This window comes from Photobacterium sp. MCCC 1A19761 (assembly GCF_037389125.1).
Taxonomy (GTDB): Bacteria; Pseudomonadota; Gammaproteobacteria; order Enterobacterales; family Vibrionaceae; genus Photobacterium.
Genome location: NZ_JAZGTF010000010.1, coordinates 190,502 through 213,759 on the forward strand (window position 1 = coordinate 190,502; position 23,258 = coordinate 213,759).

The 23,258-nt window shown below is 52.7% G+C and carries 27 protein-coding genes and 1 pseudogene; 20 read left to right on the forward strand and 8 right to left on the reverse strand.

Annotated elements, in window-relative coordinates; all coding sequences use genetic code 11:
- Positions 1–225: 225 nt before the first annotated feature.
- Positions 226–481, forward strand: a pseudogene (locus tag VV869_RS12555) (response regulator); the annotation flags it as partial.
- Between the two features lie 113 nt (positions 482–594).
- Here VV869_RS12555 and VV869_RS12560 read toward each other — a convergent pair.
- Positions 595–927, reverse strand: coding sequence for a DUF3392 domain-containing protein (locus VV869_RS12560; protein WP_337735249.1), 333 nt, complete (start codon positions 925–927; stop codon positions 595–597).
- A gap of 129 nt (positions 928–1,056) precedes the next feature.
- Here VV869_RS12560 and VV869_RS12565 point away from each other — a divergent pair, with 129 nt between their 5' ends.
- The 5 genes from VV869_RS12565 (at position 1,057) to VV869_RS12585 (ending at position 4,331) form a co-directional block, all read left to right on the forward strand.
- Positions 1,057–1,221, forward strand: coding sequence for a DUF2256 domain-containing protein (locus VV869_RS12565; protein ID WP_337735250.1), 165 nt, complete (start codon positions 1,057–1,059; stop codon positions 1,219–1,221).
- A gap of 141 nt (positions 1,222–1,362) precedes the next feature.
- Positions 1,363–1,776 (forward strand): alternative ribosome rescue aminoacyl-tRNA hydrolase ArfB, encoded by a 414-nt coding sequence (gene arfB, locus VV869_RS12570; RefSeq protein ID WP_337735251.1) that lies wholly within the window; start codon positions 1,363–1,365, stop codon positions 1,774–1,776.
- Positions 1,777–1,868: 92 nt separating this feature from the next.
- Positions 1,869–2,318 carry a hypothetical protein gene (locus VV869_RS12575; RefSeq protein WP_337735252.1) on the forward strand — a complete coding sequence of 150 codons (450 nt, stop codon included), beginning with the start codon at positions 1,869–1,871 and terminating at the stop codon, positions 2,316–2,318.
- Positions 2,319–2,425: 107 nt separating this feature from the next.
- A complete protein-coding gene (locus tag VV869_RS12580; RefSeq protein WP_337735253.1) occupies positions 2,426–3,301 on the forward strand; it encodes an aspartoacylase in 876 nt (291 codons plus the stop codon).
- A gap of 103 nt (positions 3,302–3,404) precedes the next feature.
- Entirely contained in the window at positions 3,405–4,331 is a 927-nt protein-coding gene (locus tag VV869_RS12585) for a DMT family transporter (RefSeq protein WP_337735254.1), read from the forward strand.
- 3 nt (positions 4,332–4,334) lie between these two features.
- Here the strand turns inward: VV869_RS12585 and VV869_RS12590 are convergent, their stop codons facing one another.
- The 3 genes from VV869_RS12590 to VV869_RS12600 all read right to left on the reverse strand — a co-directional run bounded on the left by VV869_RS12590 (position 4,335) and on the right by VV869_RS12600 (position 7,085).
- Positions 4,335–4,655, reverse strand: a complete 321-nt coding sequence (locus VV869_RS12590; RefSeq protein ID WP_337735255.1) for a DOPA 4,5-dioxygenase family protein — start codon at positions 4,653–4,655, stop codon at positions 4,335–4,337.
- Between the two features lie 211 nt (positions 4,656–4,866).
- Positions 4,867–5,613 carry a type 1 glutamine amidotransferase gene (locus VV869_RS12595; protein WP_337735256.1) on the reverse strand — a complete coding sequence of 249 codons (747 nt, stop codon included), beginning with the start codon at positions 5,611–5,613 and terminating at the stop codon, positions 4,867–4,869.
- 104 nt (positions 5,614–5,717) lie between these two features.
- Positions 5,718–7,085 carry a glutamine synthetase family protein gene (locus VV869_RS12600; RefSeq protein WP_337735257.1) on the reverse strand — a complete coding sequence of 456 codons (1,368 nt, stop codon included), beginning with the start codon at positions 7,083–7,085 and terminating at the stop codon, positions 5,718–5,720.
- Positions 7,086–7,295: 210 nt separating this feature from the next.
- On the opposite strand from VV869_RS12600, the gene VV869_RS12605 reads away from it, so the two are divergent.
- Positions 7,296–8,696, forward strand: a complete 1,401-nt coding sequence (locus VV869_RS12605; protein WP_337735258.1) for a tryptophanase — start codon at positions 7,296–7,298, stop codon at positions 8,694–8,696.
- Between the two features lie 126 nt (positions 8,697–8,822).
- On the forward strand, positions 8,823–9,506 hold the full coding sequence (locus VV869_RS12610) for a DNA alkylation repair protein (protein ID WP_337735259.1): 684 nt from the start codon (positions 8,823–8,825) through the stop codon (positions 9,504–9,506).
- A gap of 140 nt (positions 9,507–9,646) precedes the next feature.
- On the opposite strand, the gene VV869_RS12615 is transcribed toward VV869_RS12610, so the two are convergent.
- Entirely contained in the window at positions 9,647–10,384 is a 738-nt protein-coding gene (locus VV869_RS12615) for a MaoC family dehydratase (protein ID WP_337735260.1), read from the reverse strand.
- 542 nt (positions 10,385–10,926) lie between these two features.
- Here VV869_RS12615 and VV869_RS12620 point away from each other — a divergent pair.
- Positions 10,927–12,021: a serine hydrolase domain-containing protein gene (locus tag VV869_RS12620; protein WP_337735261.1), complete on the forward strand. Its 1,095-nt coding sequence runs from the start codon at positions 10,927–10,929 to the stop codon at positions 12,019–12,021.
- A 156-nt stretch (positions 12,022–12,177) separates the two neighbouring features.
- Complete coding sequence (locus tag VV869_RS12625; RefSeq protein WP_337735305.1) at positions 12,178–12,369, forward strand: alternative ribosome-rescue factor A; 192 nt, start codon at positions 12,178–12,180, stop codon at positions 12,367–12,369.
- A gap of 40 nt (positions 12,370–12,409) precedes the next feature.
- On the opposite strand, the gene VV869_RS12630 is transcribed toward VV869_RS12625, so the two are convergent.
- From VV869_RS12630 to rimK, 3 genes are all read right to left on the reverse strand, one after another.
- Entirely contained in the window at positions 12,410–12,856 is a 447-nt protein-coding gene (locus tag VV869_RS12630; RefSeq protein ID WP_337735262.1) for an ATP-dependent zinc protease family protein, read from the reverse strand.
- Positions 12,853–13,746, reverse strand: a complete 894-nt coding sequence (locus VV869_RS12635; protein ID WP_337735263.1) for a mechanosensitive ion channel family protein — start codon at positions 13,744–13,746, stop codon at positions 12,853–12,855. The genes VV869_RS12630 and VV869_RS12635 overlap by 4 nt, the downstream gene beginning before the upstream one ends.
- Before the next feature lie 184 nt (positions 13,747–13,930).
- Entirely contained in the window at positions 13,931–14,836 is a 906-nt protein-coding gene (gene rimK / locus VV869_RS12640; protein WP_337735264.1) for a 30S ribosomal protein S6--L-glutamate ligase, read from the reverse strand.
- 207 nt (positions 14,837–15,043) lie between these two features.
- Here rimK and VV869_RS12645 point away from each other — a divergent pair, with 207 nt between their 5' ends.
- The 10 genes from VV869_RS12645 to VV869_RS12690 all read left to right on the forward strand — a co-directional run bounded on the left by VV869_RS12645 (position 15,044) and on the right by VV869_RS12690 (position 23,091).
- Positions 15,044–16,075, forward strand: a complete 1,032-nt coding sequence (locus tag VV869_RS12645; protein WP_337735306.1) for a succinylglutamate desuccinylase/aspartoacylase family protein — start codon at positions 15,044–15,046, stop codon at positions 16,073–16,075.
- A 165-nt stretch (positions 16,076–16,240) separates the two neighbouring features.
- On the forward strand, positions 16,241–16,696 hold the full coding sequence (locus VV869_RS12650; RefSeq protein ID WP_337735265.1) for a ferritin-like domain-containing protein: 456 nt from the start codon (positions 16,241–16,243) through the stop codon (positions 16,694–16,696).
- A 38-nt stretch (positions 16,697–16,734) separates the two neighbouring features.
- Positions 16,735–17,511: a metallophosphoesterase gene (locus VV869_RS12655; RefSeq protein ID WP_337735266.1), complete on the forward strand. Its 777-nt coding sequence runs from the start codon at positions 16,735–16,737 to the stop codon at positions 17,509–17,511.
- Between the two features lie 159 nt (positions 17,512–17,670).
- Positions 17,671–18,198 (forward strand): GNAT family N-acetyltransferase, encoded by a 528-nt coding sequence (locus VV869_RS12660; RefSeq protein ID WP_337735267.1) that lies wholly within the window; start codon positions 17,671–17,673, stop codon positions 18,196–18,198.
- A 59-nt stretch (positions 18,199–18,257) separates the two neighbouring features.
- The gene (locus VV869_RS12665; protein ID WP_337735268.1) at positions 18,258–18,599 is read left to right on the forward strand and encodes a 5-carboxymethyl-2-hydroxymuconate Delta-isomerase; all 342 of its coding nucleotides are present in this window, start codon (positions 18,258–18,260) and stop codon (positions 18,597–18,599) included.
- Positions 18,600–18,829: 230 nt separating this feature from the next.
- The gene (locus VV869_RS12670; protein ID WP_337735269.1) at positions 18,830–19,438 is read left to right on the forward strand and encodes a 2OG-Fe(II) oxygenase; all 609 of its coding nucleotides are present in this window, start codon (positions 18,830–18,832) and stop codon (positions 19,436–19,438) included.
- A 315-nt stretch (positions 19,439–19,753) separates the two neighbouring features.
- The gene (locus tag VV869_RS12675; protein WP_337735270.1) at positions 19,754–20,473 is read left to right on the forward strand and encodes an SIMPL domain-containing protein; all 720 of its coding nucleotides are present in this window, start codon (positions 19,754–19,756) and stop codon (positions 20,471–20,473) included.
- 121 nt (positions 20,474–20,594) lie between these two features.
- Positions 20,595–21,254, forward strand: a complete 660-nt coding sequence (locus VV869_RS12680; RefSeq protein ID WP_337735271.1) for a hypothetical protein — start codon at positions 20,595–20,597, stop codon at positions 21,252–21,254.
- A gap of 20 nt (positions 21,255–21,274) precedes the next feature.
- The gene (locus VV869_RS12685; protein WP_337735272.1) at positions 21,275–22,456 is read left to right on the forward strand and encodes a sensor histidine kinase; all 1,182 of its coding nucleotides are present in this window, start codon (positions 21,275–21,277) and stop codon (positions 22,454–22,456) included.
- Positions 22,456–23,091, forward strand: a complete 636-nt coding sequence (locus tag VV869_RS12690; RefSeq protein WP_261603860.1) for a response regulator transcription factor — start codon at positions 22,456–22,458, stop codon at positions 23,089–23,091. Before VV869_RS12685 ends, VV869_RS12690 begins: the two co-directional genes overlap by 1 nt.
- Positions 23,092–23,258 lie beyond the last annotated feature (167 nt).

The following is a 23,258-nucleotide window of genomic DNA, read 5'->3' on the forward strand; positions in this document are numbered from 1 at the left end:
TCAAGTGATTCAACCCGCCGGACCGGCGGGTTTTTTTCATCCTGAAAATGAGTTGCCGTATCTCGATGGCCGTCAGCCCAGCATAAAATGCTTTGATTCTGAAGAACGGTATCTTTTCGCTGGTTTGTCTCACTTATTTCTGAGTGATCGCTACGATTGGATATTATTCCGTTGAATTCGCCAGGAACAGCGATGTCAGGTGGGTGGCGGGGATGTGCTCAATAAAGCAAAACAGCACGTTATGATGTCATTATTTCCGACGTCAACATGCCGAATGTAAATGGTCTGGAGTTGGAGCGTCAACTCAGAGCCACTGCGCAATATAAAATCACGCCAATTTTAATGTTGACCACGGAAATATCTCAGGAGAAGAAAACCGCTGGGGAAACAAGCTGGTGCAACAGGCTGGATTGTGAAGCCATTTGATCCCGAGACCCCACCAGAGCCATTAATTCATTGCGCAGCAAAGTTCTTTAGCTGAAGGGGATGTCGAGCTGTTCTAAACCTCATCTCATCTAAACTTACCGCCTGCCGCCCATCTCCCGGCTTGATGCCGGGGGATGGGTTACAGCTTTCGGATACAGCTTTGAGTGCTTAGACTTGTCGGTGGCGCTGTGCCCAGGTACCGATAAATACAAAGGTTGTCACGACCACTCCGACCAGCCAGACGTCGGGGAGATGGCTTAACTGGCGACTGAGCCACGGAGCGGCCGAAACAATCAGGAAGCCAAACCCGAACGCATTGATGAGAATGAAGACGGCGGTGCGGAGAATAAAGTTGGTGCCTGAAAGTTGTCCTCGCAGCAACCGGTTAATATCGGCCCCGAAAACCACTAAAAGGCAGGCGACCATGGCAGTGGCGATGTCGCCCATCCAAGGGCGGATAAACTGGCCGAAATCTGATAATAATCCGATGATTGTATCCATAAAACATAATGTAAAAGCCAAGCGATGCCTGAGGATACGGCGTTCTGAACCGATGGCCTATGGCTACAAAGCAGGCCTGTAAGCAGGATCACAGAACCACCCGGAGATATTTGGTCGGGAAAAGAAAACATGAAGAAAGCTGAATTGCCTGAGAAAATCTGTCCGATCTGCGGCCGGCCATTTCGCTGGCGCAAAAAGTGGCAAGATTGCTGGCCGGAGGTGCGTTATTGTTCTGAGCGGTGCCGACGGAAGCGTCAAAGCGGGCGAGGACATTCAAGCGGTCGGATAAATTAAAGCAAGCGGGCATATCCGAGCAACCAGACACATCACAGCAATTAAACATATGGCGATCACCTCACTTGGCTGCCAACTTCAGCCGGGTTGAGGTTATACTGTTGATCAGCAACTCATTGTGAACAGACGTACAGTTTTATCATGTTAGCGATTTCAAATACGGTGCATTTGGCGGATTGGGAAATAGAGATTTCCGCGATCCGGGCTCAGGGCTCGGGTGGCCAGAATGTGAATAAGGTGTCCAGTGCCATCCATCTGCGGTTTGACATTAAACGGTCATCTTTACCTGCTTTTTATAAAGAGCGCCTGCTGCAACTTACCGATCAGCGCGTTACCAAGGATGGCGTGATTATCATCAAAGCGCAGCAATATCGGACACAGGAGCAAAATCGGGAAGATGCCTTGATGCGATTGCAGCAGCTGATCCAGTCAGTTGCGGTGCAACAGAAAGCGCGTAAGGCCACCAAACCGACCAAAGGTTCACAACAGCGCCGGATGGACAAAAAATCTCAGCGCGGGCAGGTGAAAACGATGCGCGGCAAGGTGAAGTTTTGAGCAGGTTAACAGTTTTGCGCTTTATCTCGTGAAAGGCGGCTCAGAAGCGTTTAGCTTCTTGGCTAACGTCATGAAATGTATAGGTGATACGGATGTCGGAAAAGAAAAACCATCAGCTGCTGCAGTTGTATTTACGTGAGTCTGAACGGGTTCGACTGGTGGATTTGCCAGCATTGCCGGCATTGGATGTCCAAGAGCAGGCCGACATGGCGCACTGGCTGGCAACCAAACGCCAGTTTTCTGAAGCAGAAGTTCCGGCGCAGCCCTGGCTCAAAACCTGTAGTGCCGGTCATGTCACGGAATTGGTTTTTCATCCGGATGGCTCTGTCCGGGAGACGGCATTGTTTCAGCGTCAGCAAGGGACGGGCACCTGGCAGGTGACCGACGGCGTCCTGGAGATTGCGCTTCATCGTGGTGATGATCGGTATGATTTTTCCGTGATCGCTAACAAGCAAAGCAGTCTTCATTCCGCCATTGAGTACAAAAACCATGCGCTGCATTCTTATCTAAAACTGGCACAAATGCGTCCGGTGAATATCTAAGCGGTTATTCTGGTTATTTCTCAGTTGAAACTAATTTTTATTTCAGTATCTTGGAATAATTATTGAGTGAAGTGAGAGTCAGGCTTGTGAACACAAAGACGAATGCAATGAAATCGGTCGCGGTAGTTGGCGGGACCCATGGGAATGAATTCAGTGGCATTTATCTGCTGCGAAAATGGCAGCAGCAACCGCAGCTGATCGCCCGTGAAACCTTCACGACCCAAATGGTGTTTGCGAACCCGAAAGCGTTTGAGGAAAACAAACGTTACCTGGATGTGGATTTGAATCGTCAGTTCGGACTGGCTGATTTGAACAATCCGGAGCTGGCAAACTACGAGCAGAGTCGTGCCAAGGTTATTAACCAGCAACTGGGGCCGAAAGGGAATGCAAAAACCGATTTTATTATCGATCTGCATAACACCACCAGTAACATGGGACCAACGCTGATCCTGCTGCAATCGGATGCGTTCAACCGCCAGCTCGGGGCTTATGTCAAAGTGCAAATGCCGGAAGCGGTCATTGTGCTTGAAGATCAGGTCTCTGTTGAAGAGCATCTGTTCCTGAGCTCGATCACCCCGCAAGGCGTGATTGTCGAAGTGGGGCCGCAGTCGCAATCGGTGCTGCGCCAGGATGTTCTGGATTGGATGGACACCATGACGCGCCATATTCTCGATTTCATCGAGCTGCACAATACCGGGGCGATCCCGGCGCTGCCGGCGTCCTATGAAGCATTCAAATATGAAGAGACCCTGAAGTTGCCGGAAGATGAACAGGGTGAGCGTATTGGCATGGTTCACCGCAATGTGCAGGATGCAGATTTTAAACCGCTGCTTCCGGGTGACCCGATCTATACCTTGTTCGACGGCACGGAAGTTTGTTGGGAAGGCGACTATGAAGCCTACCCGCATTTTATCAACGAGGCCGCGTATTATGATAACAATCTTGCGATGTCTCTGGCCCGGAAAGTGATTGTCGAGGTCTGATCCGGTCTGAAGAAAGATGCAGGTTGTACCCTGTTAAGAGCAGCTTTCGAAATGAAGCTGCTCTTTTTGTTTTGATTCCGGGTTCTCCGCAGAGGATTTGACGATGACAACGCAACAATTCCCAACCCCACCGCGGCCCCCAACCCCACCGCGGTCTCCAGCGCCACTTCCCCCAGCATTTCCTGCGGGGCGGCTCTATGTGCTGATTGGGATCACCATGCTGGCATTTGCCGCCAATTCGCTCCTGAATCGGGTGGCGCTCACCGCCACGAATATTGATGCGGCGTCGTTTACGGCCATCCGTCTGTTGTCCGGGGGCGTGATGTTATGGATGCTCACCCGAATCAAATACGGCAAGGTGGCACTGCGGGGAGATTGGTACTCGGCGTTGGCGTTGTTCGGATATGCAGGGGGCTTTTCATTTGCGTATCTGAGTCTGCCGACCGCAACCGGGGCGCTGCTTCTGTTTGCAGCAGTTCAGATCACCATGCTGGGCTACGGCTTATGGACCGGGGAAAGGTTCCTGCGGCTACAGTGGGTCGGATTTACTCTGGCGGTCCTCGGGCTTGTGGTGTTGCTGTCCCCGGGGCTGAGTGCTCCTTCGTGGACCGGGGCCGGGTTGATGTTAATGGCCGGGGTTGCCTGGGGGGTGTATTCGCTTCGCGGCAAAGGCACCGGTGCCCCTTTGCTGGCGACAACAGGTAATTTTATACGCAGTGTTCCGCTGGCGGTGATCCTGGTGGTGGTTATGTCATGGTCAGTCACAATCGATGTTGCCGGGGTCGGTTATGCGGTGCTCTCCGGCGCATTGGCGTCCGGAATGGGCTATGCACTCTGGTACCATCTGTTGCCCGCGATCCAGGCAACCACCGCCGCGACGGTCCAGCTCAGTGTGCCGGTGTTTGCCGCAGTGGGTGGCGTCTTGCTGCTTGGCGAACCTTTGTCGCTTCGGCTCCTGCTATCATCACTGGCCATTCTCGGGGGGATCGCACTGGTGTTGCGGGCGCCGGGGAAGCCGCGCCCTGACTAGCGGTTATTGATCAAAAATGTGGGTATGGATCGGCAGCGGGTTTCCGAGCCATTGAGCCCGCGAGGTGTGATCGGCCAGCTCTTCATCACTGACCGGATGGATCAGCACCGTCAGACCTTGTCGGTGTTGATCCAGCCACTCAATAAATCCCAAATCATTGTTGAGAAAGTGGACTTCGAACATCGGTTTGTCATGCGGGCCGACTTTTCGATGGACCAAGGGAAAAATGGCCGTAATGTCGGAACGTTCCTGACGAATGCGCTGATGGACCGCTTCGGCGGTGGTCTGCTCTGGCAGATCAAAGTAAACATGGGCATGAAACATGGCTTGCTTCTCCTGATATTGTTCATTCTCGTGCAATCGGTGATGCCAATTGCATTCCCTGCCTGAATCTGAACCGATGGTTGAGACCATCTGATGTGCGGGTAGGGATTTGATGCGAGCTATTGTATATCAAGGGCATATAAAGACCAGCAGCAGAACTTGACGGAATTGTTCGAAATATCTGATGAACGCTCGAACACGTTGCACCGGGTTAATCTGACGGCGGGGTTGATGCCTCCAGGTGGCGATGTTTGATGAAATGAATCAGCCACTGGGTGACCGCGAGGTGGTCTGTTTTTCCGGCCAGGGACTCGAGGGCAGCCCGGACTGTGGCTGGGGGGTAACTGCTATGGCGCAGGGTGATTAAATCCTGCAGGTAGGTCGGGGTGAATTCCGGATGTCCCTGGATACCGAGAAAATGGGTGCCGACCAGAATCATGGCATAAGGGCAGCTTTGGCTACCGGCCAGAACCCGGGTATCCGGCGGGAGCTGGACAATTTGATCCTGATGACTGACCAACAAGGCATATTGTGGGGCAGAATGGGTTAGCCAGCTATGCAGGCGGGTTTCGGGAAGGTTCAGCTCGGCTCTCGCCAGGCCAAGCCCCCAGCCGGATTCAGCGCGGCAGACTTCTCCGCCGAGCGCCCGGGCGATCATCTGGTGACCAAAGCAAATGCCGACAAAAGGCAGGTGCTGCGCGTAGAGTTGATGGACGAACGATTCAAATACCCGGATCCACTTGATTTCGTCGTTGACCCCGAACCGGCTGCCGGAGGTGATGTAACCGTCACATTCGTCCAGCGCTTGCGGATACTGGCCTTCGGTTACCCGATAAAAGTTGAGGGTGATCGAGGAATCGACCTCGGAAAACAGCCGGGTAAACATTTCCGGGTAGTTCCCGTGGTGATCGCGTAGCGCTTGTCTGACGTCATCACAGAGCAGGACCCCGATTCTCATTGTGTTCTCCTACCATGTGTGGCTGTTGCGTGGATGTTGTGTGGGTGCTGTGTGGTTTACCGGCGTGGCTTGGCGCAACACCGCAACGCCCGCGTGGTCCCGATTCAGATGATCTCAAAATAGCGGCTGAGCTCCCAGTCCGTGACATGCTTTCTGAACTCCCGCTCTTCCCATTCCCGCGAGGCGGCAAAGTGCTCGACAAAGGCATTTCCGAACAGGCTCCGGGCAGCTTCCGAAGCTTTGAATTTCTGGGTGGCATCCCACAATGTGCGCGGTAGCTCCAATTCAGGCGCATGGGGTTGCTCGTAAGCATTGCCCACGACGGCTGGATAGGGTTCCCAGCCCTGGGCGATGCCGTAAAGCCCGGAGCCGAGTGCTGCCGCCAGCGCCAAATAGGGATTGGCATCTGCGGCACCAATCCGGTATTCAATTCGCTGGCTTTTGGCCGAGCCGATGATCACCCGCAGTGCCGTGGTGCGGTTTTCGATCCCCCAGGTCGCATCCGTCGGGGCCCAGAAACCGGGGATCATCCGGCTGTAGCTGTTTACCGACGGGGCAATCATACACAGCAGCTCCGGCATCAGGCGTTGCTGGCCGGCGAGAAACTGGCGCTGGAGTTGGCTCATGCCATCGGTCTGATTGGCATCGTAGAAGACCGGGGAGCCGTCTTTGTTTTTCAGGGATAGATGAATATGGCCGCTCTGACCAGGATAGTCATTGCTCCATTTGGCCATGAAGGTCGCCATCAACTCGTTCTTCTGCGCCAGTACCTTCATATAGGTTTTGAACAGCGCCGCTTTATCACCGGCCGCCCCGGCTTCATCCACGGCAATGGCGGCTTCAATGACGCCCGGTCCGGTTTCAGAGTGGATCCCTTCAATGGGGAAATCCATGGTTTCGCCCATGGCGAGAATGCTTTTGTACAACCCTGAGTAGGTTGAATTTCGGATCATCGAATAACCGAACCAGTCCGGGGTGATTGTCTCCAGGTTTCGGAACCCTTTTTCTCGGATTGAATGCGGCGTTTCACGGAACAGGAAAAACTCATATTCGAGCGCGGCCAGGGCCTTGAATCCCATCTCCGTGGCGAGATCGGTGATACGTCGCAGCATCGCCCGCGGGCAGATTGGCTCGGCACTGCCCGCAAACTCGGCAATAAACAGCAGCATGCCGTCTTCATCCTGCACATCCCGGCAACTGTCGGGAATGATCCGGACCGGTGCATCCGGGTAACCGGTATGCCAGCCGGTGTACCGGGTATTGTCGTAGAGCTGATCTTTCACATCCCAGCCGAGTACGACATCGCAAAAGGCAAAGCCGTGGTCCAGGGACGAAAAGAATTTGTCGACGGACATATATTTGCCTCGCATGACGCCGTCGTTATCAAACAGCCCGACTTTCACGTGACTCAGTCCGCGGGCTTTGATGATTGCTTTGGCATCATCAGCGGTCTTTACGTCTCTTGGTTCCATATGGCGGGTTCCCCAATGCTGCACCACAGCCGATTGATGTGTTGGTTGGTCCGGAGCCTTGCTGTCTGCAGTCGCCGCTGTTCTCAGGCAGTCGGTTACAAGGATTTCCAGGTGGCTGATATATTTAACCTAGGAAGGTGACACATATTCGTCAACTTCCCCCTGTTGAATTCTCCAGTGCTCTATGCACGGTCCGAGGGAGGTGGTGGCATGAAACGTGTTCCTGAGCCTTTTCGAATTAAAATGGTCGAGCCGATCCGCATGACCACGGCGGAAGAAAGAGCGATTGCATTGAAAGCGGCAGGCTATAATCCGTTTGCCCTGAAAAGTGAGGATGTCTATATCGACCTGTTGACGGATTCGGGCACCGGCGCGATGAGCGATACCCAGTGGTCCGCACTGATGATGGGCGATGAGTCTTACGCCGGAAGCCGCAGCTATTATCGCCTCAAGGACGCGATTGACGACATCTTCGGTTACGCGGATTTTGTACCGACCCATCAGGGGCGGGGGGCCGAACAGATCCTGTTTCCCTGTCTGGTTGAAAAAATGCGCCAGGTGCGGGGCGGCACCCACCCGGTCTTTTTGTCAAATTACCATTTTGACACCACTACCGCGCATGTTGAGATCTGCGGGGCAAAAGCGATCAACTTAGTCGATGAACGGGCTTTTGAGACGGCCCGGCCTTTTCCCTGGAAGGGCAATATGGATCTCGAAAAGCTCAACCGCGCGATTGTCCACTACGGCGCGGAAAACGTGGCCGGGATCATCATGACCATCACCTGTAACAATACCGGCGGGCAACCGGTGGCCATGGCCAATTTAAAGGCGGTCTATCAGATGGCGCAGCAGCATGGGATTCCGGTGATCATGGACTCGGCCCGGTTTTGTGAAAATGCCTGGTTTATTCAGCAGCGTGATGAGCAGTACCGCAAGGTGTCCATTCAGGCCATTGTGGCCGAGATGTTTCGCTATGCCGATATGCTGACGCTTTCAGCCAAGAAAGATCCGATGGTCAACATTGGCGGCATCTGTGCGGTGCGCAATGATCCGGAGTTGTTTCGCCACGTCCAAGCTCGGTGTGTGCCGATGGAAGGGTTTGTGACTTATGGCGGCATGGCGGGTCGGGATATGGAAGCCCTGGCACGCGGGCTGTATGACGGGATGGATGAAGACTGGCTGACGTATCGTATCAGTCAGGTGGCCTATTTGGCGGATCGGCTGCTGGAAGGAGGCGTCCCGATCCAGAAACCGGCCGGAGGGCATGCCGTGTTTGTAGATGCGAAAAGATTGTTGCCGCATATTCCGCCGGAACAATTCCCGGCGCAGTCGCTCTGTAATGCCCTGTATCTGGAAGCCGGGGTCCGGGCGGTGGAAATCGGCTCACTGCTTGCTGGTCGTGACCCGGTCACAAATCGACAAAAGGCGTCCCCAATGGAGCTGATGCGCCTGACGATCCCGCGCCGGGTTTACACCAATGATCATATGGATTATGTCGCCGAAGCGTTGATTGCGGTCAGTCAACGGGCGGAATATTTGTCTGGTCTGGTGTTTGACTATGAGCCGCCGCTGCTCAGACACTTCATGGCAAGGTTCAGGCCATTAGGGTAACTTTGTGCTCCCTCCGTTCCACCCGGCTGAGAAAACGGTTTTTATGTGCCAGCGTCTGTGTTCCAATACGGTGATCGACCGCATTGATTTTTAAGACGTTCGTCAGCACGAGCAAGGAACTTCTCTATGTCACTCATCATTCCTATGGTGATTTTTATGCAGCAGCGTCTGGCTGAAACCGGTACCCCGGAGGAAGCAAGCGCGATGCAGGCTTATATGAAAACAAAGCAGCCGTTTTACGGGGTCAAAGCGCCTGAGCGCCGCGCCATTTTTCAACAGGCCCGGGAGCACACGCAGATCCGTGATTTTACCGATTACCGGCGCCTGGTACTTTGGTTATGGTCCGGCGAGAACCGGGAAGAGCAGTATCTGGCAATGGATGCCGCTGAGCACTACAAGGCGTTTCGCACCCTGGAAGCTTTCGACATCTACGAGGAGATGCTGCTCAGTGCCACGCACTGGGACACGGTCGATAAGATTGCCGCGAGTTTGATTGGCCCGTTGGTGAAAGAACATCGCGAGCTGGAAGCAAAGCTGCTGGCGTGGCGGGCGTCCGACAATCTATGGCTCCGCCGTGCGTCTCTACTGGTGCACCTCAAACACAAAACAGAGACCAATGTGCCTTTGTTGAGTGAAACCATTCTGATGCTGGCCGACGAGCAGGAATTTTTTATTCGTAAAGCGATTGGCTGGGTCTTGCGGGAGTACGGGAAAACGAATCCGGATTTTGTGAATGCGTTTGTGAAGGAGCATACGCAGCGCTTGTCTGCTTTGAGCCGCAATGAAGCGTTGAAAATCCTGTCCCAGTAACGAACGTTTTGTTCCAGTAACGAATGTACTGCCTTTGTATCATTGCATGATGACAGCTCGCTTTCGGGGTAAGGGGCAAGGGGCATGAACGAAAAAGCCAGGCGAGTGAGCCTGGCTTTTTGATATTCGGGGATATTGCTTTAAAAATGGAGGTGGATCACCGACTCCGCAACACAGCCCGGACGACGGACACCTTCGATTTCGACGGTCAGTTCCTGAACAATTTCCAGGCCACGCTTAATTGGCGTCACGCTCTGAATTCGGGTGCTGGCCCGGACACGGTTACCTGACTTCACCGGGTAAGGGAATCGGATTTTGTTAAAGCCGACATTCACCGTCATTTTCGCCGTCGGGAATTTCTGGTTTTCCGGGTCGACGCTGTCGGTCAGCACAGAAAGCAGGGACAGCGTCAGAAAACCATGGGCAATGGTCGTCTTGAACGGTGATTCCGCAGCTGCTCGCTCAGGGTCCGTGTGGATCCACTGGTGATCTTCGGTTACATCCGCAAAGCTGTTAATTCGTGCTTGATCCACCATGAGCCACTGCCCGACATGGATGACTTCACCCAGAGTCGCGTTCAGCTCTTGATACAGTGCTTCCGCTTCCGGCTTCATCACGATGGCGACTGGTTGTGGCACAGGCTCTGCGGCAGCCTTCACTGCCGGTTCAGCTTTCACTACAGGTGCAGCTTGCTCAACCGCGTCATCATTCGATGCGAGATTATGACTATGAATAAATGCACCGATTTGCGTATTATTCGCCTTCTTCATGAGCTCAAGCCAGTAGTCACGCAACGAAGGTGAAAGGAAGTCTTTCAGTTCAAACTGTTGGCGTGATAGATCATCACGTTTTTGTTTAAAAAAATCGACTACATTCATGACCGTTTGACCTTATTAATATTCGTCTTGAAGTGGCTAAGGCGGCTTATTCTAGCCATTATTGAGAACAATTAAAGTTATTTTGTGCCGTGGATCGCATTTTTGCCATCCGCGATTAATGAAAAGTTCATATTAATCATGTAGATATGTCTTTTGTTATTTTAGTGTAAATAATCTAACCTGTCCGGCAGCTGAACGATTATTTCTAATAAAACACTATTTTCAGCGAACACTTGTACCAGACTAACTTATTTTTAGCGTACACATGTAAGCAGAAAGAATTAACCTGAATACAGTGAAAGCAATAAAATGCGCAGGCGTAAAAATAAACAGCAATATAGATCATAGAGCAAATTGAAGTATATTTCTTGAACTATTTTGGCATGAAGAACTTTTTTGTTCTATAACCTGGAACCTTCTTGCTAACGCGTTTAATTCTCAATTCAGAGAAAAAATAAAGGCACCGTCAGGCACTACGCTTAGTGAAAACTGACGAAGCAGGTGATCCTGTGTTGCATAAGCTGTGCGGGTGGTGCCCGGTTATGCTCCTGCTGGTAGCGTTGTCTTTCGTCCCTGCCAGGGCGAAAGATGAGCTGGTCTATGCCCTGGACAGTTATGTACAAAAAGCAGTGAAGCAGGGGATCCCCGGCGCGTCCTTGGCCATTGTGGTTCACGGTAAAGTGCGATTGCTTCGCGGCTATGGTGTCACGCGATTGGGCGGCAATCAACGAGTGAATTCTGCGACGGTCTTTCCGCTGGCGTCGATTTCAAAAACCTTTACCTCGACAGTGGCTGCCATCCTGGTCTCCAGGGGACTGATTGAGTGGGATACCCATGTGGTCCCTTATCTGGAACATGTCACATTCAGTGATCCTGAATTGGGCAAACATGTCACGCTGCGACATTTGCTGTCGCATTCAAGCGGCCTGGTGCCGCACGCCTATACCGATTTACTCGAAGACAATGTGCGCTACACCCGGATCTTGCAAATGCTCAACCGGGTCCGTTTTGTGTGTGAGCCGGGAAAATGCTACGGCTATCAAAATGTCCTGTATAACCTGGGCGGAGATATGCTGGCGATGGCGTCGGGAAAAGATTATCCGACGCTGGTCCGGGAATTGATCTTTATACCGTTGCAGATGAGCCATGCTTCATTCGGGTTATCCGGTTTTCTCAATAGTCCCAATCGGGTTGAGCCGCATGTCAAAACGAAAAAGGGGTTTGCGGCGGTGAAGCCGGCGGCGTATTACTACCAGGTCCCGGCGGCGGCCGGGGTGAACGCCAGCGCCCAGGATTTGGCGAAATGGATGCTGGCTCAGTTTGGGCACCAACCGACGGTATTGCGTCCTTCAGTACTAGAGGTGATGCACAAGCCCCATGTGAGGGCGAATCAATACCGGTATCGCGCCAAGTTAAGCAATGTGTATTACGCCCTGGGCTGGCGGACATTTGATTACCAGGGGACGGCCGGGTTTGTGCATCATGGCGGGTGGGTGAAGGGGATCCGCACTGAAATGGTGTTCAACCCGATCACCCAAACCGGGATGGTATTCCTGACCAATTGCGAAACCGATGTGGCTCGGGAAATCGTGATTCAATTCCTCGATCTGTATCGGCAATACATTGACCAAAAATAATCATCACAAGGTGCTAAATCTCATTGTGTCCACCGGCCAAATGGCCTTAAGATGTTGCCGTCGATTGCGCAGGTGCAAACGGCAAATTCTATTCATTGAAGGAAACGAAACATGGTTAAAAAACGCCAGTTAAAACCGACTCATACCGAACAGCCTGTGGCTGTTCATACGAGTTTTGCAACGCAGGGGACTGAGCTTGGTCGCGGCACCATTCAGGATAATGCACTCAAAGCCGCAGTGACCAGCACCTTGTTCAGAACGCGGGTCGAGAAAGCGAAAAAAGGCAAAGGTAGTTTTCAGCGCAAGGCGAAGCACGCCGGACGAGAGTCCTATTCAATCGCCGCTTAAGTCTTTGACTTGAAGCGATTGCATAGGACTTTTCTCCGGGTTAGTGATGGGAAAGTTTTCTGCCCAGCAGAAATGACCGGGCAGAATCCACCATAAATCCCTGCTTGAGCACATTGCGACCCAACAGCATCCGAAACTTCATCGATTCGCGGTCCGTCAGGGTGATTTCAGCGTTTAAGCGCTGATCCCCAAGGGCGATTTCTGTTTGGATCACATAGCGCATTTCGCGATGGCCGCCCGAATCGGTGACTTGCCGCTGGTCACAAAGCCGTGCGTGGCATTCAACTACCGTATTCGTGTCGTTTTGCCATGGGTGGATAAAGAATTGAACCCAGTCCTCCCCGTCTTTCTGATAGGGCTTGACGATGAAGGCATGCAAGGCGCTGGTCTTGGCGCCGGTATCCACTTTGGCTTTGATTGACGAGATCCCCAGGGCTGGCAACGCCAGCCATTCTCGCCAACCGACAATGGTTTGCGTCGTTTTCATGGCGTGCCTCCGGCACTGACTTTTTCGGGTTCGTGTTTCTTGCTCTCTTTGTCTTTCTCTTTTTCTTTCTTGAGCCGGTTGAGCTCGGCATACCAAAACGCCATAAAGTCTTCGGTGAGCTGTTGTTCAATTTTGACCGCTTCCTGAGTCGGGCAAAAAATCGTGATGGTCATGACATTCTTACCAATATTGGACGTGCTCACCCGGACACTCGGCGCTGTCCCCTCAAGTTGGATCCCCAAACGTTTCTCGATGAGTCCGGTGTAGCGTTGCGCCACTTCCTGGAAAGGGGCACAGTATTCATTGGCTTTGTCCAGAATGTAGGTTTTGGCATCGAACACATTGATGTCCGCTTCACGGGTGAGGGTGAATGAATGGCTGATGTAGCGGCGCATGAAGTTGAGGTTTTGCACCGGACTGCCGACAAACTGATGGTTGGGGATCGACAGTGACTTCCCGGTATAGCCGTAGCTGAGGTTCTCCATGTCGATTTCCAACAGTGTGGTGCTGAACCAGTCACTGCGCGCCACTTCGCCGTAGTTCGAGCCGATTTTGATCCAGTCGCCAATGACGAATGTCCGGTTACTGGCGATATAAAGTGAGCCGAGGAAACATTGAATGAATTCACGGGTCGCAACCACCAGAGCAACAGCGAAGGCGGCGATCGACAGGGCCATATAGCGCAGCTCAGACAGCCAGATGACGATTAAACCAAGCGCAATGGCCAGGTTGGTCAGGTTCTTGATGGTGTTGATCCAGCGCTTGGGCTGTTCGTCATCACCATTCGGGCGCTGATCCAAGTGGCGGACCGCCAGCCAGCGGATGACCCAGGCGATGACAACCAGAACCAGTGACGCGATGAGTTTGTTACCGGTGATCAGCTCGTTCACCTGAAGTCTCCTTTGTTCTCCGGCCGTGAATGACGGCGGTTGTTGTCTGCTTGACCAAGCTATCCTGGCACAGGATAGGTTGGGTTATTGAAGTTCGGCTATTGTAAGTCCGGTCAGACAACATGAGAACTCAGTTTCAGTAACAATTGTTGTGCGAGCTTTCCTGACCTTGTTGGCTCGCCCGTTAGCCTTTGCCCCGGGTCCGGGTGGTTCGCTGTTTAGCGTTAGCCTCAAGGAACATAATGATTTTGGATGCAATGTCGCGTTCCGAGGCTTTTTCGATCCCTTCCAGACCCGGCGAGGAATTCACCTCCATCACCACCGGACCATGCATGGATCGCAGCAGGTCGACCCCGGCGAGGTTGAGCCCCATGGTCCGGGCGGCACGCACCGCTGTGGAGCGCTCTTCCGGTGTGATCCGAACCAGGCTGGCCGAGCCGCCACGGTGCAGATTGGAGCGAAACTCACCTTCCTTCCCCTGACGTTTCATGGCTGCCACCACTTTATCGCCAATGACAAAGCAACGGATGTCTGCGCCGCCGGCTTCCTTGATGAACTCCTGAACCATGATGTTGACATGCAGGCCGAGAAAGGCCTCGATCACACTTTCCGCAGCGGTCCGGGTTTCAGCCAGTACCACCCCGATGCCCTGGGTCCCTTCCAGCAATTTGATCACCAGCGGTGCGCCACCGACCATGTCGATCAGATCCGGGATATCGCTGGGTTTATTCGCAAAGCCGGTGATCGGCAGGCCGATATTCTTGCGGGCCAGCAATTGCAATGATCGTAACTTATCGCGAGAGCGAGAGATCGCCACGGATTCGTTGATCGAAAACACGCCCATGGTCTCAAACTGGCGCAGGACGGCGGTGCCATAAAAGGTGACGGAAGAGCCGATTCTTGGGATCACTGCGTCAAAATCTTCCAGGGCTTCCCCTTCGAAATGAATGGAAGAAGCCTGAGAATTAATGTTCATATAACAACGCAGTACATCAATCACATGCATTTCGTGGCCGCGTTCTTCACCTGCTTGGACCAGGCGCTGTGTGGAGTAGAGTTTTTTGTTGCGAGACAAAACTGCAATTTTCATGGGATCGTCCTTAACGGTTGGGCCAAGGCCTGGTTTTGAATAATACGTTTAAATCCAAGCTAGCCGCAGATTCGGTACCATTGAGGCTTAGTCGTGAGAAACCGTTGAAAAAAATACACACTAACGAGTGTATACCATCCTCGGCCATTGTTTTTCTGGACTATGCTGGTAAGTGTTCTGTCGGTAAATCGTGGCCCATACTTCATGATGAGCAGAGGCAAACCGCCGAGGGCGCCGATCACCTTTGGTGATGTTAAAGTGGCTGCCGGAGAGCGAAAAAGTATTTATCTGGACGTGGCCAGACTCTATACCCACACCAGTCTGGATATGGTGGTGGAAGTAATTCACAGTAAGCGGGAAGGTCCGGTTTTGCTGGTTTCAGCCGCTATTCACGGCGATGAGCTGAATGGCGTCGAAATTTGTCGCCAGTTGCTCAAACACAAAGCATTGAAACGGATCCGTGGCACCTTGGTGATTGTGCCTGTGGTGAATATTTTCGGGTTTATCCACCGTTCGCGTTACTTGCCGGACCGGCGCGATATGAACCGGAGTTTTCCGGGCTCAGCCAAGGGGTCGGTCGGCGGCCGGTTCGCCTATCAATTCCGGACTCAAATTCTCAGTCAGTGTACCCATGTGATCGACCTGCATACCGGCGCGGTGCATCGCAGCAACTTGCCGCAGATCCGGGCCAACATGGATAATCCGGTCGCGGCGCAGATGTCATTCAGCTTTGGCGCACCGGTGGTGATTGACTCCAAAACCCGTGACGGCTCCCTGCGGGACTGTGCCGACAAACAGGGCGTACCGGTTATTCTGTACGAAGCCGGTGAAGCACTTCGGTTTGACGCGGCATCAATTAAGGGCGGGGTCCGTGGGATCCTTAACGTGATGCGCAGCCTGGAAATGTTGCCGACGCCGAGGCTGGCGAAGAAAACGGTGCAGCCGGTGATTGCACGGGCCTCCTATTGGCTACGGGCGGAAATCGACGGAATTTGCATGTTCATCGCCCGGCTTGGTCAGCGGGTCGCGGTCGGGGATGTCCTGGCACTCATCTCTTCTCCCTTCAGTACCAATGAATATCCGGTGATCAGCAGAACGGCCGGGATCATCATTGGCCGCAACAATATTCCCTTGGTCAATGAAGGGGATGCGCTGTTTCATATCGCCAAGTTCACCACGGTGGTGAAAGCAGAAAAAACGATCGAAACATTCCATTCCGAGATTGAAGAAGATTATTGACTGGCCTCGTTGCTTGCTCCTCTCCTCGGCGTTTGCGCGGCCTGCTTGGTGAGAATTAAGGAAATGCGCCCGGTGTATCTTGGCTAAAATGGTATTGATTGCTTGCATAATTAGCCGTGATTTATGTTGTGCGGTTGCCTCGTCACAGACAGGTAAGGATGAAACATGAATGATAGTGAAAAGAAACAAGTCATTGATCTGCTCAACAATATTATGGAACTTGAGCTCGCTGGCGTGGTGCGCTATACCCACTATTCGCTGATGGTGTTTGGCTATAACCGGATTCCGATTGTTTCCTGGCTGAAAGGAAATGCTGACGAAGGTCTGCTGCATGCACAAAAAGCCGGGGAGATGGTGACGCTGCTCGGCGGACACCCGTCCTTAAAAGTGGGTCCGTTGCTGGAAACGCACCAGCACGATATCGGCGATATGATGCGCGAGAGCCTGGCGCATGAAGAATCGGCGCTGGCCCTGTATTACAAGCTGTTGAAATTAGTCGAAGGGAAATCGGTGGTGCTGGAAGAGTATGCCCGGGACATGATTTCACAGGAAGAGCTGCACCGTGATGAAGTGAATAAAATGCTGCGGCGGCCGGGTGAAGCGCAACCGTTCGAAGAGTGAATCGGCGATGTCCTGACCCGTCATCGCAGGGAGCGAGCATGCGTATTCAGTATCAGTCGGATCTTCACCTGGAGTTTTTGCCGTCACTGGCAGATTATGCGATTCCCCAGGTGGGGGCCGATGTGATTGTGATTGCTGGGGATATCGGCGTTCACAGTGATCCCCGCTATATTGATTGGACGCTTGAAGCAACCGCAGGGACGCCAACCATTGTGGTGTTGGGGAACCACGAGCCTTATGGGTCGAGTCGGCAACAGAGCTTGCGTATCTGGCAGCAGGCGACGGCAAACACCCATATTCACTTTCTGGAAAAAGCGCAATGCGAAATCCAGGGCGTCCGGTTTCTCGGCGCAACCTTATTTACCGACTATAACCTGCGAGGCGATCGGGAGAAGGCCATGCATGCGGCCGCAGTCGGCCTCAATGACCATCGCCTGGTGCAATATGGCGATCGGATGTTTACCCCGGACGATGCCTATGCTGAGCATTGCCTGGCGCGCCAGTTTCTCGAAGATGCCCTCAGCCGCCCATTTTCGGGGCCAACCGTGATCGTCACGCATCATGCTCCCAGCCCACAGTGCTGGGGAAGTCGTGTCCCTGCGCAACTGGCGAGACCGGAAGCGTTGGCCCCGGCGTATGTGAGCGATCTGGAAGCAATCATGGCCAAGTATGAGATTGCGCTCTGGTTTCACGGCCACCTGCATCACAGCGTTGATGTTGTCCGGCACGGCACCCGGGTGCTGAGCAACCCCAGAGGGTACTGGCCGGACGCACTGAATCCGGCCTTTGAACCGGACAAAATCGTAGCGCTTTAAATTCTTTTCCCAACGGACACTTCCTTGCTCAGTGGATCCATTCAGGATTGGTCGTATTTCCGATGGCGTTGTGCTTCGGTTGTTCTCTATCAGGGTAGTGAATCACGTGCCACCTATGGCATACTGGTATAACCATCTGATTGTCAAAGGATTGCGATATTGGATACGGAAAGACTACGCATCGTGCCCCCGGCGATGTGCTGGGTTGAACCCACGCTTGAAGCGGTTTGTGCCCATCGCGACACGCTGAGTGCCTTCTTACCCTGGGTACCTCATCACCAGACGATTGAACAGGCCACGCAAGCCATGCGTGAGGCGATCGATAATTTTGAACACCAGCGCGGTGAACTCAGGTTTTTCGTGATCCGCAAGTCCGATTCCCGTCTGCTCGGGGCCGTTGGGCTGATCCTGAAAGATCCGGCCGTGCCGCTTTGTGAAATTGGTTACTGGCTTCGTAGTGATGAAGTCGGCAAAGGGTACGTCACGGAAGCGGTGGCCCGGGTTGAACAATATGCGTTGGAGCACCTCAACGCGGAGCGTCTGGAAATCATCGCGGCTGCGACCAACCTGCGTAGCCGGGCGGTGGCGGAGCGCAGCGGCTATCGGTTGGAAGCCCGGTTGGAAAAAGCGCGTCGGCTGCCGGCCGGATCATTAGACGACACCGTGATTTACTGCAAACATCGTTAACCATTCATCCCGACTGAATTAGTTCAGCGGGTTGTGCCATCAAAAAACAGGAGCGTGAAATGCCTCATTGTATTATTGAATATTCGAAGGGACTGGAAGCGGCCATTTCACCCGATGAACTCTCTTCAACCGTGTTTCAGGGCGCGTTGGCATCCGGACTTTTCACTCCGGCAGATATTAAAACTCGGGTGATTCCGTACACCAGCTATCAAGTGGGAGAAACCACGGCAGGCTTTATTCATGTAACGGCGCGGATTCTGGCCGGTCGCAATGAAACACAGAAAGCGAATTTATCTCATCAGATCCTGGAGAGACTCCAGCAGATTGATCAACCCAATACCTCTTACACGGTTGAGGTGGTTGATATTGACGTTGCCAGCTACGCCAAATCCGTCAGCTAGCAAATGGACATGACAAATGTTCAGCGTCGCGGTGACTGAAGTGTGATTCAGTCACCGCGATTTTGTTTGAATCCTCCCACGGGGTACCCAAGCGGCTTTGAGAGGCAGCTCAGGGTCTACTCATCGGCCACTTCCATCAGTTTTACTTATCCATAGGATGAAAAAGATGATTTGTTCTGTTTCTCGGAGGTTTCTATAACAGCAGCATAAACTTTCCTTCGTAGATGCTGATGAACGTCGATACATTAATTGATGCAATCTATTCCCATGGCTGGTGTATTTGGGATGATTTTTTAACGCCGGAGCAGGTGAGCGAATTGCGCGCATCCATTCCCGCCAACTGGCAACAGTCCGGTATCGGCCGGGATATGGATTACGTTCAGGAAGCACGGGTTCGCAAAGATAAGATCCAGTGGTTATCACCTGAGATGGGCGCACCAGTGCAGCATTATTTGCAGCAGATGGAAGATCTGCGCGCGGCGGTGAATCGCCATTTATACCTCGGGCTGTTTGAATATGAAGCGCACTTTGCCAAGTATGAGCCGGGTGACTTCTACAAGAAACATCTGGATAGCTTCCGGGGGCAAAGCAACCGCAAATTGACCACGGTGTTTTACCTCAATGATCAGTGGGTGGCCGAGGATGGCGGTGAGTTGGTGATGTACGATCTGGACGATCAGCATCTGGCACGGGTCGCCCCCAAGGCCGGTCGGCTGGTGGTGTTCCTGTCGGAGAATTTTCCGCATGAAGTGCTGCCGGCACATAAGCGCCGCTACAGCATTGCCGGGTGGTACCGGGTCAACGGTAACACCGGTGATCGGCTGGATGTAGCGAGTTAAAGCCGCTTCATTTTTGGCTAAGTCGCGAAACAATCATGTATTCACGGACAGGCACGCTCAGGCGTGCCTGTTTTTTTTATGTTTAGCAGTGACGGCAGGGTGGGGGAAGCCGTATTGACGGTTCGGCCGGGGTGTGAGTCACACTGTGGCGATCATCTCGGAGATAATTGCGCCGGAAATAGGACGCAGTGCCGATACAGGCTTTAGACTTATGGCAAAACCAGCGCCGAGAAGTCGGCCGTGATTGCTCGTGGTGTGAGATTGCATTCGCCGCAGCTGGATGGGTTCGGGGTGGGTTCAGAGAAGGAGAGAAGGATGCAGTCGATGAATAAAACAGCCAGCATCATCCTGGGGCTTGGCATTTTTCTGGGGCTGACGATGCTGGGGTATTTGCTGGGCCACGCGGTGATTGAGCATAAACTGTATGATCGCAGCGTGACGGTCAAGGGCTTGTCCGAACGCGAGTATCCGGCAGACCTGGTGATTTGGCCGATCCAGTTCAACGTGGCGGGAAATGAGTTGGTGGTCGTATACCAAACCCTGGATGCGCATGCCGAAGCCATTCGGGAGCACCTGGTCAGCCACGGGATTGATGCGGATGATATTTCGCTGTCTGCCCCTTCCATTAAGGACAAATCTGCTCAGCAATATGGTAATGATTCGGCCGCGCCATTCCGCTTTACTGCGCTGCGCAATGTGACGGTCTATTCGGCGAAGATTGCCGAAGTTCGGCAGGTGATGAATACCTTGTCTGTGCTCGGGCAAAAAGGCATTGTCTTTACCGGGGATAATTACCAAAGCCAAACCGAATATCTGTTTACCCGCCTGAATGAGATCAAGCCGGCCATGATAGAAGAAGCGACCTTGAACGCCAGAAAAGTCGCTGAAAAGTTTGCCGCGGACTCGGACAGCCATCTGGGGAAAATTAAGCGCGCGTCTCAGGGGCAGTTTACAATCAGTGCCCGGGATAAAAATAACCCGCATATTAAAAAGGTTCGTGTGGTGTCGACCATCGAATATTATCTGTCGGATTAAACAGCCCGGTTTTTCGCATCAGTTTTCTGCTTGCTGCCATGTCATGACTTTTGGCACATGGCAGTTGTCGCCGCATTGCTTAACCTGACCATACACTTTCTATCAGGATAAGGGATAGGTCATGACAACTTCATGGTGGCGATATGGATTGATTGGGTTCGCGTTTTTGGCGGGTTGTTCCGAAGAAGACTTGGAGACATCCAACTTTGGTTCCGATTATTACAAGAACCAATATACGCTGATGAATGCGACAGACTACGAAATAGATTTTCATATGGCCAATACCGAGTTGGACGGTGATGAGCGAGATGTCGAAAACAGTAAATACCTGAAATATACTCTGGCTGCCGGTGCAGCGCCGGTTGAGGTCACGCACGAGCACAATATAGAGCGACAGATTACCTTCTATGCTGCCGCGAGAAATCAACTGGGCTTGCTAGGTCGTGAAAAATTTAAAGTCACCAATGATCGGGATTATCACTTTCTGGTCTGGCAGCATCAGGGACAAATTGATGTCAGTATTTATGAGCAGGCAAAAGATGATCGGGGCGGCGAATTTTCGGTCCGGATCTTCGCGGCCGATCCGGTGAATCTCACGATAGAGGGTAGCCCGGTCGCAATCACCACAGGAACGATGAGCGGCCGCTATTTTATCGACCAGTGTAATGGCGGTATTCAGATGAATGGCCAACCAATTTCCATCTGTGATGCATCTTTCGGGCGCTCTTACCTTTTGGTTGTCGACAGTGACGGCCGCCAAGCTTTATACCTGGAATATTAAGTCAGACGATGGAGTGATGAATGGAAGCAATTGATGTGAGGCCGACTTCAGGGGCCTCCTGGCAGCACCTGAAGCTAGGGGGCACCGAAAGCTGGCTGCACTTGGGGTTAGTGTTATTCACCTGTTTAACCGTCATGGTCTTTACGGGTTACACCTCCTGGTTTGAACCACAGTCATTACGCTTCCCATCCGACGATATCCGGCTGGTTATGGGGACCTTGCTGGTTGTTTTTCTGGTGTTTATCGGCTGCCACTTGTATCGGCTGAGTGCGCACAAATCATCGGTTTATCCGCTGGTGACGCAATTCATTGCGATGTTGTTGCTCCTGGTGCTGGTCAATAACGGCATCATTATGATCCTGTGTATCGTCTTTATCGCCAGTATTCCCAAGATCTGGCCGATCCGGGTTTGTATTGCGCTGAGCATTGGTCTGCCGGCCGCTTATTTTTTGGTCTCCGATATCTCGTACGCGCTGATCAACGCAATTTTATTTACCACCTACAACCTGTTTGCCTTGCGGCTGTCTTATGCGATTGAAAACGAGCGGGCATCCAATCAGGCGAACCGGGACCTGGTCCGGGAGCTGCGGGCAACCCAGACCTTACTGTCGGATACCGCGAAGCGGGATGAGCGGTTGCGGATCGCCCGCGATATTCATGATGTGATGGGGCATCGGTTGACCGCATTGAACATGCAACTGGAATTGACGCTCCAGCTCTGTGCAAAGGACGATCTGGCTCAGATCCAGAAAGCAAAACGCTTGTCTGAGGAACTGTTGTCAGACATTCGTCAGGCCGTCAGTGATTTGCGCCGGTTTGATTCGATTAATCTGGAGCAGGCGCTGTATGAACAGGTTCGAGACCTTGATCAGCTGCAGGTGACGATCGACTTTCAACCTGATTTGCGGATCAGCAACGCGCAGGTGGCGGAGTTGTTCTTCCGGGCAAGTCAGGAGGCGATCACCAACGTCACCCGTCATAGTGATGCTCGCCAATGTCAAATTCGGATCTGGCAGGATGATGAGCATGTCTACTGGCAGGCCAGTGATCCGGGCCGGATAAAACAGCCCATACAGTTGGGGAACGGCCTGAAAGGCATGAAGGAAAGGGCTGCAATGCTCGATGGTGAAATGACCCTCGATACTCGGGAGGGCACCACGGTTTGTCTGAGTTTGCCGGTTTCATTACTAGGAGAAAAATAGTGGCGCGTGTCGTAGTCATTGATGATCAGAACCTGGTTCTGGAAGGATTATGCAGCTTGCTGGATTTGCATCCAGCAATCGAAGTAGTGGCCCGGGCCCATGATGCCCAGGATATTTTGACCTTTATTGAAACTCATGAGCCCGATGTGGTGATCCTGGATGTCAGGATGCCCAAAGTCTCGGGGATCGATGCTCTGAAAATGATCCGTAATGCAGGCATCGACATCCCGGTGATGCTCTTGTCGACATTTGATGAGCATGACTTAGTGCTCGAAAGTATCCGACTCGGAGCGCAGGGCTATTTGAGGAAAGATATTTCGTTTCAGGTGCTGACTGAGGCCGTGCTCTCGTTGCATCAGGGCAAGCGCTGGTTTCAGCCGGCGGTGACTCAGGGCATCACCAGCCGTAGCGAGCTGGAGGCGTTAAACAATGAGCAGCCGTTTACGCCGCTTTCGGACAGTGAGCTGGAAATTTTACGCCTGATTGCTGCGGGTTTCTCAAATGCTGAAATTGCCTCGGCTTTGTTTAAATCGACCGGAACCGTGCGTAATCAGGTGTCGTCCATTCTGACCAAGCTGGTGGTCCGGGATCGCACCCGCGCCGTCTTAAGAGGGATTGAGTTAAAGCTGATTTGATTGTGAACTGGGCAAGCTCATTCTCTGCACTTAGATAAATAACATTAAATACAGTCTCTTAGCTGTATTTTTATTGCAACTCCCTCTGCAACACTTTACTCTGGCAACAGATTCATTGTTGTTCAACCGGCGCCTGAAAAGGATTGTCTTGGGTGTCGGTTATCAGA

Bases quoted from the DNA above. Each gene is read 5' to 3' on its own strand.
- VV869_RS12680 (WP_337735271.1), top strand. From the start codon at position 20,595: ATGACAACTTCATGGTGGCGATATGGATTGATTGGGTTCGCGTTTTTG.
- VV869_RS12670 (WP_337735269.1), top strand. From the start codon at position 18,830: ATGAACGTCGATACATTAATTGATGCAATCTATTCCCATGGCTGGTGT.
- VV869_RS12665 (WP_337735268.1), top strand. From the start codon at position 18,258: ATGCCTCATTGTATTATTGAATATTCGAAGGGACTGGAAGCGGCCATT.
- VV869_RS12605 (WP_337735258.1), top strand. From the start codon at position 7,296: ATGAAACGTGTTCCTGAGCCTTTTCGAATTAAAATGGTCGAGCCGATC.
- VV869_RS12595 (WP_337735256.1), bottom strand. From the start codon at position 5,613: ATGAGAATCGGGGTCCTGCTCTGTGATGACGTCAGACAAGCGCTACGC.
- VV869_RS12620 (WP_337735261.1), top strand. From the start codon at position 10,927: ATGCTCCTGCTGGTAGCGTTGTCTTTCGTCCCTGCCAGGGCGAAAGAT.
- arfB (WP_337735251.1), top strand. From the start codon at position 1,363: ATGTTAGCGATTTCAAATACGGTGCATTTGGCGGATTGGGAAATAGAG.
- VV869_RS12675 (WP_337735270.1), top strand. From the start codon at position 19,754: ATGCAGTCGATGAATAAAACAGCCAGCATCATCCTGGGGCTTGGCATT.
- VV869_RS12585 (WP_337735254.1), top strand. From the start codon at position 3,405: ATGACAACGCAACAATTCCCAACCCCACCGCGGCCCCCAACCCCACCG.
- VV869_RS12565 (WP_337735250.1), top strand. From the start codon at position 1,057: ATGAAGAAAGCTGAATTGCCTGAGAAAATCTGTCCGATCTGCGGCCGG.
- VV869_RS12580 (WP_337735253.1), top strand. From the start codon at position 2,426: ATGAAATCGGTCGCGGTAGTTGGCGGGACCCATGGGAATGAATTCAGT.
- VV869_RS12575 (WP_337735252.1), top strand. From the start codon at position 1,869: ATGTCGGAAAAGAAAAACCATCAGCTGCTGCAGTTGTATTTACGTGAG.
- VV869_RS12655 (WP_337735266.1), top strand. From the start codon at position 16,735: ATGCGTATTCAGTATCAGTCGGATCTTCACCTGGAGTTTTTGCCGTCA.
- VV869_RS12685 (WP_337735272.1), top strand. From the start codon at position 21,275: ATGGAAGCAATTGATGTGAGGCCGACTTCAGGGGCCTCCTGGCAGCAC.
- VV869_RS12610 (WP_337735259.1), top strand. From the start codon at position 8,823: ATGTCACTCATCATTCCTATGGTGATTTTTATGCAGCAGCGTCTGGCT.
- VV869_RS12650 (WP_337735265.1), top strand. From the start codon at position 16,241: ATGAATGATAGTGAAAAGAAACAAGTCATTGATCTGCTCAACAATATT.
- VV869_RS12645 (WP_337735306.1), top strand. From the start codon at position 15,044: ATGAGCAGAGGCAAACCGCCGAGGGCGCCGATCACCTTTGGTGATGTT.
- VV869_RS12600 (WP_337735257.1), bottom strand. From the start codon at position 7,085: ATGGAACCAAGAGACGTAAAGACCGCTGATGATGCCAAAGCAATCATC.
- VV869_RS12590 (WP_337735255.1), bottom strand. From the start codon at position 4,655: ATGTTTCATGCCCATGTTTACTTTGATCTGCCAGAGCAGACCACCGCC.
- VV869_RS12630 (WP_337735262.1), bottom strand. From the start codon at position 12,856: ATGAAAACGACGCAAACCATTGTCGGTTGGCGAGAATGGCTGGCGTTG.
- VV869_RS12560 (WP_337735249.1), bottom strand. From the start codon at position 927: ATGGATACAATCATCGGATTATTATCAGATTTCGGCCAGTTTATCCGC.
- rimK (WP_337735264.1), bottom strand. From the start codon at position 14,836: ATGAAAATTGCAGTTTTGTCTCGCAACAAAAAACTCTACTCCACACAG.
- VV869_RS12615 (WP_337735260.1), bottom strand. From the start codon at position 10,384: ATGAATGTAGTCGATTTTTTTAAACAAAAACGTGATGATCTATCACGC.